The sequence below is a fragment of the Pseudomonas donghuensis genome, assembly GCF_000696345.2.
GTDB lineage: Bacteria > Pseudomonadota > Gammaproteobacteria > Pseudomonadales > Pseudomonadaceae > Aquipseudomonas > Aquipseudomonas donghuensis.
In genome coordinates, this window is sequence record NZ_CP071706.1 from 2,202,928 (window position 1) to 2,216,233 (window position 13,306).

14 protein-coding genes, 1 tRNA gene and 1 pseudogene are annotated in these 13,306 nt (G+C 60.7%); 8 read left to right on the forward strand and 8 right to left on the reverse strand.

Annotated elements, in window-relative coordinates; genetic code table 11:
* Positions 1-46 precede the first annotated feature (46 nt).
* From lolA to cysG, 5 genes are read left to right on the forward strand one after another with little or no spacing between them, the layout of a single operon-like run.
* The gene (gene lolA / locus BV82_RS10070) at positions 47-670 is read left to right on the forward strand and encodes an outer membrane lipoprotein periplasmic chaperone LolA (protein ID WP_010226741.1); all 624 of its coding nucleotides are present in this window, start codon (positions 47-49) and stop codon (positions 668-670) included.
* 18 nt (positions 671-688) lie between these two features.
* Complete coding sequence (locus BV82_RS10075) at positions 689-2,014, forward strand: replication-associated recombination protein A (protein WP_036994546.1); 1,326 nt, start codon at positions 689-691, stop codon at positions 2,012-2,014.
* The gene (gene crcB, locus BV82_RS10080; RefSeq protein WP_036994548.1) at positions 2,011-2,385 is read left to right on the forward strand and encodes a fluoride efflux transporter CrcB; all 375 of its coding nucleotides are present in this window, start codon (positions 2,011-2,013) and stop codon (positions 2,383-2,385) included. The genes BV82_RS10075 and crcB overlap by 4 nt, the downstream gene beginning before the upstream one ends.
* Before the next feature lie 17 nt (positions 2,386-2,402).
* Entirely contained in the window at positions 2,403-3,683 is a 1,281-nt protein-coding gene (gene serS / locus BV82_RS10085) for a serine--tRNA ligase (RefSeq protein WP_036994550.1), read from the forward strand.
* On the forward strand, positions 3,684-5,072 hold the full coding sequence (gene cysG, locus BV82_RS10090) for a siroheme synthase CysG (protein ID WP_036994552.1): 1,389 nt from the start codon (positions 3,684-3,686) through the stop codon (positions 5,070-5,072).
* Between the two features lie 69 nt (positions 5,073-5,141).
* On the opposite strand, the pseudogene BV82_RS10095 reads toward cysG, so the two are convergent.
* The 8 genes and pseudogenes from BV82_RS10095 to BV82_RS10130 form a co-directional block, all read right to left on the reverse strand.
* Positions 5,142-6,110: pseudogene (locus tag BV82_RS10095) on the reverse strand (glutathione S-transferase family protein).
* 101 nt (positions 6,111-6,211) lie between these two features.
* Positions 6,212-7,204: a glycosyl transferase family protein gene (locus BV82_RS10100; protein WP_036994555.1), complete on the reverse strand. Its 993-nt coding sequence runs from the start codon at positions 7,202-7,204 to the stop codon at positions 6,212-6,214.
* Positions 7,201-7,536 (reverse strand): TusE/DsrC/DsvC family sulfur relay protein, encoded by a 336-nt coding sequence (locus BV82_RS10105; RefSeq protein ID WP_010226724.1) that lies wholly within the window; start codon positions 7,534-7,536, stop codon positions 7,201-7,203. The genes BV82_RS10100 and BV82_RS10105 overlap by 4 nt, the downstream gene beginning before the upstream one ends.
* On the reverse strand, positions 7,533-7,832 hold the full coding sequence (gene tusB, locus BV82_RS10110) for a sulfurtransferase complex subunit TusB (protein ID WP_010226722.1): 300 nt from the start codon (positions 7,830-7,832) through the stop codon (positions 7,533-7,535). The genes BV82_RS10105 and tusB overlap by 4 nt, the downstream gene beginning before the upstream one ends.
* The gene (tusC, locus tag BV82_RS10115; protein ID WP_036994556.1) at positions 7,832-8,191 is read right to left on the reverse strand and encodes a sulfurtransferase complex subunit TusC; all 360 of its coding nucleotides are present in this window, start codon (positions 8,189-8,191) and stop codon (positions 7,832-7,834) included. Before tusC ends, tusB begins: the two co-directional genes overlap by 1 nt.
* Position 8,192: 1 nt before the next feature.
* On the reverse strand, positions 8,193-8,585 hold the full coding sequence (gene tusD, locus BV82_RS10120; RefSeq protein ID WP_010226720.1) for a sulfurtransferase complex subunit TusD: 393 nt from the start codon (positions 8,583-8,585) through the stop codon (positions 8,193-8,195).
* Positions 8,586-8,713: 128 nt separating this feature from the next.
* Positions 8,714-10,093 (reverse strand): nucleobase:cation symporter-2 family protein, encoded by a 1,380-nt coding sequence (locus tag BV82_RS10125; protein WP_010226719.1) that lies wholly within the window; start codon positions 10,091-10,093, stop codon positions 8,714-8,716.
* Positions 10,094-10,287: 194 nt separating this feature from the next.
* Positions 10,288-10,959 carry a Bax inhibitor-1/YccA family protein gene (locus BV82_RS10130; RefSeq protein ID WP_036994557.1) on the reverse strand — a complete coding sequence of 224 codons (672 nt, stop codon included), beginning with the start codon at positions 10,957-10,959 and terminating at the stop codon, positions 10,288-10,290.
* 121 nt (positions 10,960-11,080) lie between these two features.
* Here BV82_RS10130 and BV82_RS10135 point away from each other — a divergent pair.
* From BV82_RS10135 to BV82_RS10145, 3 genes are all read left to right on the forward strand, one after another.
* Positions 11,081-11,168 (forward strand) — tRNA-Ser (locus BV82_RS10135).
* A gap of 353 nt (positions 11,169-11,521) precedes the next feature.
* Positions 11,522-12,502 carry a HipA domain-containing protein gene (locus BV82_RS10140; RefSeq protein WP_145997588.1) on the forward strand — a complete coding sequence of 327 codons (981 nt, stop codon included), beginning with the start codon at positions 11,522-11,524 and terminating at the stop codon, positions 12,500-12,502.
* Positions 12,495-13,241 carry an HIRAN domain-containing protein gene (locus BV82_RS10145; RefSeq protein WP_145997589.1) on the forward strand — a complete coding sequence of 249 codons (747 nt, stop codon included), beginning with the start codon at positions 12,495-12,497 and terminating at the stop codon, positions 13,239-13,241. The genes BV82_RS10140 and BV82_RS10145 overlap by 8 nt, the downstream gene beginning before the upstream one ends.
* The last annotated feature ends 65 nt before the right edge of the window (positions 13,242-13,306 follow it).

Genomic DNA, 13,306 nt, shown 5'->3' on the forward strand with positions numbered 1-13,306 from the left:
GGCCAGTGACGGCCGCCGGCCCCTTCATACTGCAACGAGGATTTCCATGCGCCTGATTCGCATGCTGTTGGTTTCCGCTATGGCCCTGTCCAGCGCTTCGGCAATTGCCGCCGAGGCCGATGCCGCGCGCCTGACCCAGTTGCTGGACAAATCCAGGACCATCAGCGCCAATTTCTCCCAGCTGACCCTCGATGGCACCGGCACCCAGTTGCAGGAAACCACTGGGCAGATGGCCGTGCAGCGTCCGGGCCTGTTCTACTGGCACACCGACGCACCAGCCGAGCAAGTGGTGGTGTCGGACGGCAAGAACGTCACCCTGTGGGACCCGGACCTGGAACAGGCTACCATCAAGAAACTCGACCAGCGCCTGACCGAAACCCCGGCACTGTTGCTGTCTGGTGACGTATCGAAGATCAGCCAGAGCTTCGACATCACCTCCAAGGAGCAGGGCGAGGTCATGGATTTCGTGCTCAAGCCGAAAACCAAGGACACCCTGTTCGACTCCCTGCGCCTGTCGTTCCGTCGCGGCCTGGTCAATGACATGCAACTGATCGACAGCGTCGGCCAGCGCACCAACATCCTGTTCACCGCGGTCAAGGCCAACGAGGCGATCCCGGCGAGCAAGTTCAAGTTCGATATCCCCAAAGGTGCGGATGTCATCTCCGAGTAAGAGGTAGTAGCGCCGCCCATGGACCTGTTTCGTAGCGACCCCGTAGCCCAGCCCCTGGCCGCGCGCCTGCGCCCGGCCAACCTGGACGAGTACGTTGGCCAGGAGCACCTGCTGGCCCGCGGCAAGCCGCTGCGCGAGGCACTGGAAGCGGGCGCGCTGCACTCGATGATCTTCTGGGGCCCGCCCGGGGTCGGCAAGACCACCCTGGCGCGGCTGTTGGCGCAGTTCTGCGATGCTCACTTCGAGACCGTCTCGGCGGTCCTGGCCGGGGTCAAGGAGATCCGCCACGCGGTGGACATCGCCAAGCAGCAGGCCGGGCAGTACGGGCGGCGGACGATTCTGTTCGTCGACGAGGTACACCGCTTCAACAAGTCCCAGCAGGACGCCTTTTTGCCGTACGTGGAAGACGGCACGCTGATTTTCATCGGCGCCACCACCGAGAACCCTTCGTTCGAGCTCAACAACGCGCTGCTGTCGCGGGCGCGGGTCTATGTGCTGAAAAGCCTCGACGAAGCCGCGCTGCGCAAGCTGGTCAATCGCGCCCTGAGCGAAGAGCGCGGCCTGGGCAAGCGCCAGTTGCGCGTCGGCGACGAAGCCTTCCAGATGCTTATGGCCGCCGCCGATGGCGATGGCCGGCGCATGCTCAACTTTCTTGAGAACGCCTCGGACCTGGCGGAGGACGGTGGCGAAATCGGCGTCGAGTTGCTGCAGAGCCTGCTCGGCGACAGCCGCCGGCGGTTCGACAAGGGCGGCGAAGCCTTCTACGACCAGATATCGGCACTGCACAAATCGGTGCGCGGCTCCAACCCCGATGGCGCCTTGTACTGGTTTGCACGCATGCTCGATGGCGGTTGCGACCCGTTGTACATCGCCCGGCGCGTGGTGCGCATGGCCAGCGAAGACATCGGCAACGCCGACCCCCGCGCCCTGAGCCTGTGCCTGGCGGCCTGGGATGTGCAGGAGCGCCTGGGCAGCCCCGAAGGCGAGCTGGCGGTGGCCCAGGCCATTACTTACCTGGCCTGTGCACCGAAGAGCAACGCGGTGTACATGGGCTTCAAGGCTGCCCTGCGCGAGGCCGGTGAGCACGGTTCGCTGGAAGTACCGCTGCACCTGCGCAACGCACCGACCAAGCTGATGAAGCAACTGGGCTACGGTGACGAATACCGCTACGCCCACGACGAGCCGGATGCCTATGCTGCTGGTGAAGACTACTTCCCCGACAACCTTGCGCCGCGCCACTACTACCAACCGGTGCCGCGTGGCCTGGAGCTGAAGATCGGCGAGAAGCTCAAGCACCTGGCCGAACTCGACCGCAACAGCCCGCGGCAGCGGAGAAAACCATGATTGCCGTGATCGCCGCAGTCAGCGCCGGGGGTATTGTTGGCACCTTGATGCGCTTTGCCACCGCCAATTGGGTCAACGCGCACTGGCCACGCCACTTCTATCTCGGTACGCTGGCGGTCAATCTGATTGGCTGCCTGCTGATCGGCTTGCTCTACGGGCTGTTTCTGCATCGCCCGCTGGTGCCGGTCGAGCTGCGCGCGGGCCTGATCGTCGGGTTTCTCGGCGGTCTTACGACTTTTTCATCCTTTTCACTGGATACCGTGCGCCTGCTTGAAAGCGGGCAGGCGCCGCTGGCCTTCGGTTATGCCGGGATCAGCGTATTTGGCGGGCTGCTCGCAACCTGGGCCGGCCTGTCTTTGACCAAATTCTGAACCAACGAGAGAACGATATGCTCGATTCCAAACTGTTACGCGGCCAACTTCAGGAAGTGGCGGACCGCCTGGCCTCCCGTGGCTTCAGCCTGGATGTCGCGCGCATCGAGGCACTGGAAGAACGCCGCAAAGTGGTGCAGACCCGTACCGAACAACTGCAGGCCGAGCGTAACGCCCGTTCCAAATCCATCGGCCAGGCCAAGGCCAAGGGCGAAGACATCGCCCCGCTGATGGCTGACGTCGAGCGTATGGCGGGCGAGCTTGCCAGTGGCAAGGTCGAGCTGGACGGCATCCAGGCCGAACTGGATGGCATCCTCCTGGGCATTCCCAACCTGCCGGACGAAAGCGTGCCGGTCGGCGCCGATGAAGAGCACAACGTCGAAGTCCGTCGTTGGGGCACCCCGCGCGCCTTCGACTTCGAGATCAAGGACCACGTGGCCCTCGGCGAGCTGAGCGGCGGCCTGGATTTTGAAACCGCCGCCAAGCTGTCGGGCGCCCGTTTCGCCCTGCTGCGCGGCCCTATCGCGCGCCTGCACCGCGCCCTGGCGCAGTTCATGATCAACCTGCACACCAGCGAGCACGGCTACGAAGAAGCCTACACCCCGTACCTGGTCCAGGCCCCGGCGCTGCAAGGCACCGGCCAGTTGCCCAAGTTCGAGGAAGACCTGTTCAAGATCAGCCGCGACGGCGAAGCCGACTTCTACCTGATCCCGACCGCCGAAGTGTCGCTGACCAACATCGTTGCCGGCGAGATCCTCGATGCCAAGCAACTGCCGGTCAAGTTCGTTGCCCACACCCCGTGCTTCCGTAGCGAAGCCGGTGCTTCGGGCCGCGATACCCGCGGCATGATCCGCCAGCACCAGTTCGACAAGGTCGAGATGGTCCAGATCGTCGAGCCGGGCAAGTCCATGGAAGCTCTGGAAGGCCTGACCGCCAACGCCGAGCGCGTCCTGCAAGCCCTGGAGCTGCCGTACCGGGTGCTGGCGCTGTGCACCGGCGACATGGGCTTCAGCGCGGTCAAGACCTACGACCTGGAAGTCTGGGTGCCGAGCCAGGACAAGTACCGCGAGATTTCCTCGTGCTCCAACTGTGGTGACTTCCAGGCCCGCCGTATGCAAGCGCGCTGGCGCAACCCGGAAACCGGCAAGCCGGAACTGGTGCACACCCTCAACGGTTCGGGCCTGGCCGTCGGTCGCACCCTGGTGGCGGTGCTGGAGAACTACCAGCAGGCCGACGGTTCGATCCGCGTGCCGGAAGTGCTCAAGCCGTACATGGGTGGCCTGGAGGTCATCGGTTAAATGGAATTCCTGCCGCTGTTCCACAAACTGCGCGGCAGCCGTGTGCTGATCGTCGGCGGAGGCGAAACTGCCCTGCGCAAATCGCGTCTGCTGGCTGATGCCGGGGCTGTGCTGCGGGTGGTGGCGCCCGAGATCGAAGCGCAACTGGCCGAGCTTGCCCGGCACAGCGGTGGTGAAATCCTCAGCCGTGGTTACCAGTCAGGCGACCTCGACGGCTGCCAGCTGATCATTGCCGCCACCGACGACCAGGCGCTCAACGCTCAGGTCTCGGCGGATGCCCACCAGCGCTGCGTGCCGGTCAATGTGGTCGACGCGCCGGCGTTGTGTTCGGTGATCTTCCCGGCCATCGTCGACCGCTCGCCGCTGGTGGTGGCGGTGTCCAGCGGTGGCGATGCGCCGGTGCTGGCGCGGCTGATCCGGGCCAAGCTGGAAACCTGGATCCCTGCTGCCTATGGCGAACTGGCCGGCCTTGGCGCGCGCTTTCGGCACAAGGTCAAGGCGCTGTACCCGGACGTCAATCAGCGTCGCGGCTTCTGGGAAGATGTCTTCCAGGGCCCGATCGCCGAGCGGCAACTGGCCGGGCAGGGCGCTGAAGCCGAGCGTCTGCTGCAAGCCAAGATCGACGGTGCCACCTACCAGGCGCCGGGCGAGGTGTATCTGGTCGGCGCCGGCCCCGGTGACCCGGACCTGCTGACCTTCCGTGCCTTGCGCCTGATGCAGCAGGCCGATGTGGTGCTCTATGATCGCCTGGTTGCCCCGGCGATCATCGAACTGTGCCGCCGTGACGCCGAGCGTATCTACGTCGGCAAGCGCCGCGCCGACCATGCCGTGCCGCAAGCGCAGATCAACCAGCAATTGGTCGACCTGGCGCGCCAAGGCAAGCGTGTGTTGCGGCTCAAAGGTGGCGATCCGTTCATCTTTGGCCGTGGCGGCGAAGAGATCGAAGAGCTGGCGGCCCAGGGCATTCCGTTCCAGGTGGTGCCGGGGATTACCGCGGCCAGTGGCTGCTCGGCCTATGCCGGCATCCCGCTGACCCACCGCGACTATGCCCAGTCGGTGCGTTTCGTCACCGGTCACCTCAAGGACGGTACCAGCGACCTGCCGTGGGATGACCTGGTGGCGCCGGCGCAGACCTTGGTGTTCTACATGGGCCTGGTTGGCTTGCCGACCATCTGTGCCGAGCTGATTCGTCACGGGCGGGCGGCGGATACGCCGGCGGCACTGGTACAGCAGGGCACCACGCCGAATCAGCGGGTGTTCACTGGCACCTTGGCCGACTTGCCCAAGCTGGTGGCCGAGCATGAAGTGCATGCGCCGACCCTGGTGATCGTTGGCGAAGTAGTACAGCTGCGCGAGAAGCTGGCCTGGTTCGAAGGCGCCCAGCCTTGAAATCATCGCGGGTCAAGCCCGCTCCCACAGGTTTTGTGGGAGCGGGCTTGCCCCGCGATGAATCCACCCCTATTCCCCAGCCTTGCGCCAAATCCCTCGCCCCACCAGCCGCTCCCGGTCATGCCCCAGCTCAAAATCCTGCAACGGCCCCTTGGGCACAATCCCGTTCGGATTGATGGTCTTGTGGCTCATGTAGTAGTGCTTCTGGATATGCTCGAAATTCACCGTCTCGGCGATCCCCGGCCACTGATACAGCTCCCGTAGCCAGTTCGACAGGTTCGGGTAGTCGGCAATGCGCCGCAGGTTGCACTTGAAGTGCCCGTGGTACACCGCATCAAAGCGAATCAGCGTGGTAAACAGCCGTCAGTCGGCCTCGGTCAAGTACTCTCCGGCCAGGTAGCGCTGGGTGGCGAGCAACCGCTCCAGATGATCCAGTTCGGCAAACACGTCATCGAAGGCCTGCTCATAGGCCGCCTGCGAAGTGGCAAAGCCTGCGCGGTACACGCCATTGTTCACCGCGGGATAAATCCGTTCGTTAAGCGCCTCAATCTGCCCGCGCAGCGCTTCGGGGTACAGGTCCAGGCGATTGCCAGTCAGCTCGTCGAACGCCGAGTTGAAGATGCGAATGATCTCGGCCGACTCGTTGTTGACGATGCGTTGCTCGTGTTTGTCCCACAACACCGGCACTGTGACCCGGCCGCTGTAGTGCGGGTCGTCGCGGGTATAGCGCTGATGCAGCAAGTCCAGGTGCTCGAGTGTGTCGCCGGTCGAGCCTTTGCTCTGGTCGAAGGTCCAGCCATGTTCGCCCATCAGCCAGCTGACCACCGACACATCGATCAGGCTCTCAAGGCCCTTGAGCTTGCGAAAGATCAGGGTGCGGTGGGCCCAGGGGCAGGCCAGCGATACATACAGGTGGTAGCGCCCGGCTTGCGCGGCGGGCAGGGCGTTGCGCCGCTGTGCGCTTTCGCGCTGAAAGGCGCCGTCCTTGCTGCTTTCATACCACTGGTCGTGCCAGCGTCCGTCGATCAACAGGCCCATGCTGAGCTCCTTGGCGATTCGTTCTGATATAGAACCCAGTGTACGGACCTGGGTTCGAACGAATAGCGCAAAGTCCGGGCCTGTTTGATCGATCTATTCGATCAGTGGCGCTGGTCCCAATAGCGCTGGGCCTGGGCGAAGGCTTCTTCACGGCCTTGACCGAGGCCGCGCAAGGCCAGGGCCATGGTCGCCACCACGGCCAGTTCGCCATAGCTGTTCTGCTCATCACCGCGCCACACGGCCAGCAACTGCTCGGGCTCCAGGCTCGCCGGTTTGACATGACGCTGGGCGGCCAGGGCCGGCCATTCTTCATCCCAGTCGAGGCCATTGGCGGTGCCATACAGGTGGCTGCTGGTGTCCGGGTTGATCTCGATCTCGCCGCCATCGCCCTTGACCACGATCGTCGTATCGCCGAGCAGCCGGCTGGCTTCGCGGTGCACTGCCTGGTAGCCAGGGTGGAAGATGCTCTGCAGGCCGCAGCGGGCATTCAGCGGGTTGAGCACCCGTGCCAGGGAATGAATCGGCGAGCGCAGGCCCAGGGTGTTGCGCAGGTCGATCATCCGTTGCAGGCGCGGTGCCCAGTCCTGCAGCGGGATAAAGGCCAGCTGGTGAGTGTCGAGCGCCTCCGACACCGCATGCCAGTCCCGGCACAGCGGAATCTGCAGCAGTTCCAGCACCTGTTCGGTGTACAGCCGCCCGGCCGTGTGGGCGCCGCCGCCGTGCAGGAGGATGCGCACGCCATTGGCGGCCAGGCACTTGGCAGCCAGCAGGTACCAGGGCAGGTGGCGCTTTTTGCCGGCGTAGCTTGGCCAGTCCAGGTCGACCGGGATGGCGGGGGTTTGCAGGCGCTGACGCAAGGCCTCGGTGAAACCGGCCAGCTCGTCGGGGCTTTCTTCCTTGTGCCGCAGCAGCATCAGGAAGGCGCCTAGCTGGGTTTCCTCGACCTTGCCATCGAGCAGCATGCCCATGGCCTCACGGGCTTCCTCGCGGCTCAGGCCACGGGCACCGCGCTTGCCTTTGCCAAGGATGCGCACGAATTGGGCAAACGGGTGTTCGGCCGGGGTTTCGGTGATCAGTGGGCTGTGGTCGGTCATATGCAATTGGTCGGCTTCGGCAGGCCCGCAAGTTTCGCGGCGAGTTTGGCTGGGGTGCCCTTGAACAGGCGGTTCAGGTGCAGGCTGTTGCCTTTGTCCGCGCCCAGCTTGAGCGCGGTGTACTTGATCAGCGGACGGGTGGCCGGCGACAGCTCGAACTCCTGGTAGAAGTCACGCAGCAGCGCCAGCACTTCCCAGTGTTCCGCGGTCAGTTCCAGGTCTTCATGGGCAGCGAGGGCGGTGGCCACTTCTTCGGACCAGTCGCTCAGTTCGACCAGGTAGCCGTCTTTATCCAGGGCGATGCTGCGCTCGCCGACAGTCAGGGTACTCATAGCCAGCTGTTGACCTTGTCATAGTGCAGCGACAACGCGACGAAGGCCGGGTAGTCGACGGCCTTGCCCAGGTCGCTGATGGCAATGGCGCGGGCCTGCAGGTCTTCGTCCAGGGCGAACAGGCGTCCGTCCAGTTGGCTGGCCTGCAGCGTGCGCAGCGGCTCGCTGCCCGGTTGCAGGGCATACACTGCATCGCCGCACAGCAGCAGGCCATCGGCGCTGCCCAGCAGGCGCAGGCAACTGCTCAGGCGGTTGTCGCCAAACGGCGAGTGGCAAATCACGTGCAAGGTGCTCATCAGAGGGTCACCACCTGGTCGAAACGGTCGATCAACGCCGCCAGCGCAGCGTCATCCAGCACCTGCACCGGCAGGCTCAAGGTGTCGGCGGCAAGGCCACGCTCCTGCAGGCTGCTGCTGGCGGCGAACAGTTCCTCGACACCGAACATCGGCAATGCCTGCAGGTTGGACGCGAGGTTCTTCTGCTGCAACTGGACCGGTTGCTGGCCGGGAGCGAGCTGGAACACGCCATCATCGAGAAACAGCATGCCCAGCGGCAGATCGAAGGCACCGCCGGCCAGGGCGATATCCAGCGCTTCGCGGGCGGATGGCCCGGCCCATGGCGCCTGGCGGCTGATAATCAGCAAGGACTTGGCCATATCAATCGCCTCCAAAGCACATCAGCCGATCGGCGCCTTGCGCCGCTTCATGCAACTGGCCAAGCCCGGACAGCTCCCAGGGTGGCGGCAGGTTGGCTGCCGGGCGCTGGTAGCGCTGGGCTTCCTCGGCATTTAGTACGCCGCGGCGCAGGGCGGCGGCGATGCACACCACGGCATCGAGCTGCTGCGCGCTGACAAACGCGCGCCACTCGGCGGGCAGGTCCAGTTCATCCTGGGGCGCCACGACATTGCCCGAGGCGCTGTGCACACCGTCCTGATAGAAAAACAGCCGGACAATCTCATGCCCGCCGGCGAGCGCCGCCTGGGCAAAACGCAGGGCGCGGCGCGAGGAGGGCGCATGGGCCGGAGAAAAAACCGCAATGGCGAACTTCATGGAAGGCTCTTTCAGCAAATCTGCGGGAATGATAAAGCAAAAAGCCCGCAGCAACATGCCGCGGGCTCTTCAGGGCTTACCTCGCCCCCTGTGGGAGCTGGCTTGCCAGCGATGGCTTCAACACTGTCTCAAGCCTTGTCTTTATGCTCCGGCAAGAACCAGTTCAGCACCAGGGCACAAATCCCCCCGGTCGCCACCCCCGACTCCAGCACATTGCGCAGCGCCGACGGCATATGCGCGAGGAACTCCGGCACCTGCGCCACCCCCAGGCCCAGCGCCAGCGACACGGCAATGATCAGCAGCGCACGACGATCCAGGCTGATGCTGGCCAGGATATTGATCCCCGAAGCCGCCACCGCGCCGAACATCACCATCGCCGCGCCACCGAGCACCGGTTCCGGCACCGCCTGGATCACCCCGGCCACGCTCGGGAACAGGCCAAGGATCACTAGCATTGCCGCGATCCACACACCGATATGGCGGCTGGCAATGCCGGTCAGCTGAATCACGCCATTATTCTGGGCAAAGATCGAACTTGGGAAGGTATTGAACACCCCGGCCAGCAGCGAGTTGGCGCCGTTGACCAGCACGCCGCCCTTGATCCGCTGCATCCACAGCGGGCCTTCCACCGGCTGGCGCGAGACCTTGCTGGTGGCGGTCACATCACCAATGGCTTCCAGCGAGGTCACCAAGTAGATCACCAGCATCGGAATGAACAGCGCCCAGGAGAAACCCAGGCCGAAATGCAGCGGCACCGGCACCTGGAACAGCGCCGCTTCGTGCATGCCGGTGAAGTTCAGGCGGCCCAGGTAACCGGCCAGGGCGTAACCCACTGCCAGGGCGATGACAATGGCGCAGCTGCGCATCCACACCACCGGAATACGGTTGAGTATCACGATGATCGCCAGCACCACGCCCGACAACAGCAGGTTCTCGCCATTGGCGAAAGTGCCATTACTCATCGCCGCAAAGCCGCCGCCCATGCTGATCAGGCCGACCTTGATCAGGGTCAGGCCGATCATCAGCACGACGATACCGGTCACCAGCGGGGTGATCAGGCGTTTGACGAACGGCAGGATGCGCGAAATGCCCATCTCCACGAACGAACCGGCAATCACCACACCAAAAATCGCCGCCATCACCCCTTCAACCGGCGTACCTTGCTTGACCATCAGCGCGCCACCGGCGATCAACGGCCCGACAAAGTTGAAGCTGGTGCCCTGGACAATCAAAAGCCCAGCACCAAACGGCCCGAAGCGACGGCATTGCACGAAGGTGGCGATCCCGGAGATCACCAACGACATCGACACGATCAGGTTGGTATCACGGGCCGAAACCCCCAGCGCCTGGCAGATCAGCAGGCCAGGCGTGACGATCGGCACAATGATCGCCAGCAGATGCTGCAGCGCCGCCAGCATCGCAATCAACGGCCGCGGCCGGTCTTCAAGGCCGAGGACCAGTTCATTGGCCTGTGCGGCTGTGCCAGGTCCTTGCTCGATTGAACTCATGGGAGTGCTGCCCCGGAAGAAAAAAGGAGCGCATTCTACGGGCCCGCACCCGATTACGGTAGTGCCTTGAGGTTGACACCTATCCCTGTGGGAGCTGGCTTTGCCAGCGATGCAAGGCAAAGCCTTGCCAAACCCCACCCACAAAAAAGCCCGCCGAAGCGGGCTTTCTTTCAACGCATCACACCAGCAATCAATCAGTCATCCCGACCCATCAGGCCGAACAGTTGCAGCAGGCTGACGAACAGGTTGTAGATCGACACATACAGACTGATGGTCGCCATGATGTAGTTGCGTTCGCCACCGTGAATGATCGCGCTGGTCTGGAACAGGATGCACACCGACGAGAACAGCACGAAGCCGGCGCTGATCGCCAACTGCAGGCCGCTGATCTGGAAGAACAGGCTGGCCAGCACTGCACCCATCAACACGAAGAAACCGGCGGTGATGAAACCACCGAGGAAGCTCATGTCCTTGCGGGTAATCAGCACATAGGCCGACAGACCACCGAACACCAGGGCCGTCATGGCAAACGCCGAACTGACCACCTCGGCGCCACCGGCCATGCCCAGGTAGCGGTTGAGGATAGGGCCGAGCAAAAAGCCCATGAAACCGGTGAGGGCGAAGGTGGAGACCAGGCCCCAGACCGAATCACGCAGCTTGTTGGTGAGGAAGAACAGGCCATAGAAGCCGATCAGCACCACGAAAATGTTCGGGTAGCCAACGCGCATCTGCTGCGCCACGTAGGCCATGATGCCACTGAAGGCGAGGGTGATAGCCAGCAACCCGTATGTGTTACGCAGGACGCGGCTGACCTCCTGCTGCTCGACCTGCTGGCCGTGATTGACGGCGTAATCCTGTTCGCGCATGGCGACACTCCTGTGGGTTTGAAACGTTCAGATGCAAAGATCATAACAGAGCCGCGCAAAGCAGCCACATAGAGAGTTTGACAGCTTGTTTCATTTCGGTATTATGGCGCCCGCAATACGAGGAAGCGTGGCCGAGTGGTTTAAGGCAACGGTCTTGAAAACCGTCGATGGGCAACTATCCTAGAGTTCGAATCTCTACGCTTCCGCCACTTCTAAAGCCCTGATTATTCAGGGCTTTTTGCGTTTTTGGGGTTCCATTTTGTACCCCGTCCATCCCTCATCGTTTCCGCATTTTTTGGGTTCATTTCCGCAAGCCTTCCCATCTGGAGATGCTCGGCTTCTTTTTTGGAGGCTCTGGGCTTGAGCCTACGACGGGGCGAAACCGTGCGGTTGGGATGGAAAGCGCATAGAGGCCGCGTCAGCGCAAAGGGTCTCACACCCCTTCACCAGGGCTCGATATCTCTGTAAGGTCTTGTTCTCGAGAGGGATTAGGCTAGAAGAGGATGCTCTGGGTGCCCATTAATATTGTTCTTCGGATCCAACCAAGCGAAGCGGTGAGACAATGAAGTATGAAATATTTGATGTCTCCCAGTATCAAAAAGATCAGGTTGAACCGCTAGGTACAAAGTCGAAATATTGGTGCTCAGGGCCCGATGGACATGACTATTTGTTTAAGTCTATCGAAACATATGACTCCAATCATAATTTGGTTTCGAGGGGAGGGGAGGATTGGGCGGAGAAAATTGCATGTGAAATAGCAAAGTTTCTTTCTATTCCTTGTGCGGACTATAGCTTGGCTAATAATGGCTCGTCTCGGGGTGTGATTACCAAAAACTTTATTGGGAAAAATAACGCCTATTTGGTGACTGGTAACGAAGTATTGAGAAACTATAGCTCATTTGCTATGCAGGAAGAATTAGCCAAAGCTGAAAGGCAGGATATACTGGGTGTGTATTCGATTCTCCGCAGGATCATTCGCTATAAGCCAGTTGGGTTTAATAGTTTGCCGGGGGTGAAAACAGCGGCTGATTTTTTTATGGGCTATCTGATGCTTGATTCATTGATCTCGAACCAGGATAGGCATAGCGAGAATTGGGGGCTAATTGTTACTGGGAAGAAGCGCCATCTCGCCCCGACCTTTGATCATGCGGCTAGTTTGGGCAGGAATGAGTCGGATGCAGAAAAGGAACGAAGGCTTTTATCGCGTGACAAAGGGCAGCAAGTAGCCACGTATGTTCTTCGTGCGAAGTCTTACTTCTATTTGCGTGGGGTGCGACTTAGGACTCTCAAGGCATTTCAGTTCTTCGGTGTGCTGACTCCAGCTGCAGCTCTGAGTTGGCTTGAGCACCTTGGGAAGTTGACGTTGGAGGAAATGCAAGCTATTATCAACAAAGTGCCTACGGAAGTCATGAGCGATGTGTCGAAAAAGTTTGCCCTTGAAATGCTTGTTTGTAACAAGTCGAATATGATGGCGCTAATACCTTTCTTTGAGGAGAGTTTAGAACCAGCATTCAGAAAGTGGCAGATGAAAAATTATGAGTAGTGCATTTGTTGTTTGGCAAGATCCAGGAACTACGATGTGGGAGCCGGTAGCAAAGCTAGCGGAAATCGATGGTTTTTTTAAGTTTTCTTATACTCGAGGCGCTCTTAACGAAAGGTTCGTTGGCTTTCCACGAATGGATCAGTTAAATAAAGAGTATTCGTCCAGCGAGTTATTTCCATTTTTTCAAAACAGACTGCTTCCAGAGCGTCGGCCGGAATATTACTCAATGTTAACCTGGTTGGATATGCTCCCAGGTGAAAGTAAGCCGATTGAGATCTTAAGTGCGTCAGGTGGGTCTAGGAAGACAGATAACTTCAGGATTGTAAAAGTCCCAGAGAGAACTGAGGCTGGTGAGTATAGGTTAAAATTTTTCATCAGTGGGATTGCGTATCTTTCTGATGATGTAAAGCTTGAAGTACTGAGCCTTGTGCGGGGCGCAAAACTTTCTTGTGTTCTGCAGCCGAATAATAGTGCAGATCCCAATGCCGTGATTGTCATTAATTCTGCAACTAATAACTCAATCGGTTATTATCCCCACTACCTGAATGAAGACCTGATTAGGCTGAACAGGGCTTGTGGTATGGACTCTCCTAACTTGGTTACTCGAGTGAGTGTCGTGAAAGTGAATTGTACTGCTCCAGAGCAGTATCGGGTTCTTTGCGAGTCGGTTACACCTTGGCCGCAGGGGTTCGTGCCTTTTCAATCAGATAAGTACAGACTCTTGGTCGAAGAGGTATGAGCAATTCAATTTTTTGATTCGGGCCTTTGGTAGGGCTTGCTTCCGAGGCTGGCACCACTCCAGCC

Coding starts and splice junctions, on each gene's coding strand:
- BV82_RS10100 (WP_036994555.1), bottom strand. CDS start 7,204: ATGACCGACCACAGCCCACTGATCACCGAAACCCCGGCCGAACACCCG.
- BV82_RS10130 (WP_036994557.1), bottom strand. CDS start 10,959: ATGCGCGAACAGGATTACGCCGTCAATCACGGCCAGCAGGTCGAGCAG.
- cysG (WP_036994552.1), top strand. CDS start 3,684: ATGGAATTCCTGCCGCTGTTCCACAAACTGCGCGGCAGCCGTGTGCTG.
- tusB (WP_010226722.1), bottom strand. CDS start 7,832: ATGAGCACCTTGCACGTGATTTGCCACTCGCCGTTTGGCGACAACCGC.
- BV82_RS10105 (WP_010226724.1), bottom strand. CDS start 7,536: ATGAGTACCCTGACTGTCGGCGAGCGCAGCATCGCCCTGGATAAAGAC.
- BV82_RS10140 (WP_145997588.1), top strand. CDS start 11,522: ATGAAGTATGAAATATTTGATGTCTCCCAGTATCAAAAAGATCAGGTT.
- crcB (WP_036994548.1), top strand. CDS start 2,011: ATGATTGCCGTGATCGCCGCAGTCAGCGCCGGGGGTATTGTTGGCACC.
- BV82_RS10145 (WP_145997589.1), top strand. CDS start 12,495: ATGAGTAGTGCATTTGTTGTTTGGCAAGATCCAGGAACTACGATGTGG.
- BV82_RS10075 (WP_036994546.1), top strand. CDS start 689: ATGGACCTGTTTCGTAGCGACCCCGTAGCCCAGCCCCTGGCCGCGCGC.
- lolA (WP_010226741.1), top strand. CDS start 47: ATGCGCCTGATTCGCATGCTGTTGGTTTCCGCTATGGCCCTGTCCAGC.
- BV82_RS10125 (WP_010226719.1), bottom strand. CDS start 10,093: ATGAGTTCAATCGAGCAAGGACCTGGCACAGCCGCACAGGCCAATGAA.
- serS (WP_036994550.1), top strand. CDS start 2,403: ATGCTCGATTCCAAACTGTTACGCGGCCAACTTCAGGAAGTGGCGGAC.
- tusC (WP_036994556.1), bottom strand. CDS start 8,191: ATGGCCAAGTCCTTGCTGATTATCAGCCGCCAGGCGCCATGGGCCGGG.
- tusD (WP_010226720.1), bottom strand. CDS start 8,585: ATGAAGTTCGCCATTGCGGTTTTTTCTCCGGCCCATGCGCCCTCCTCG.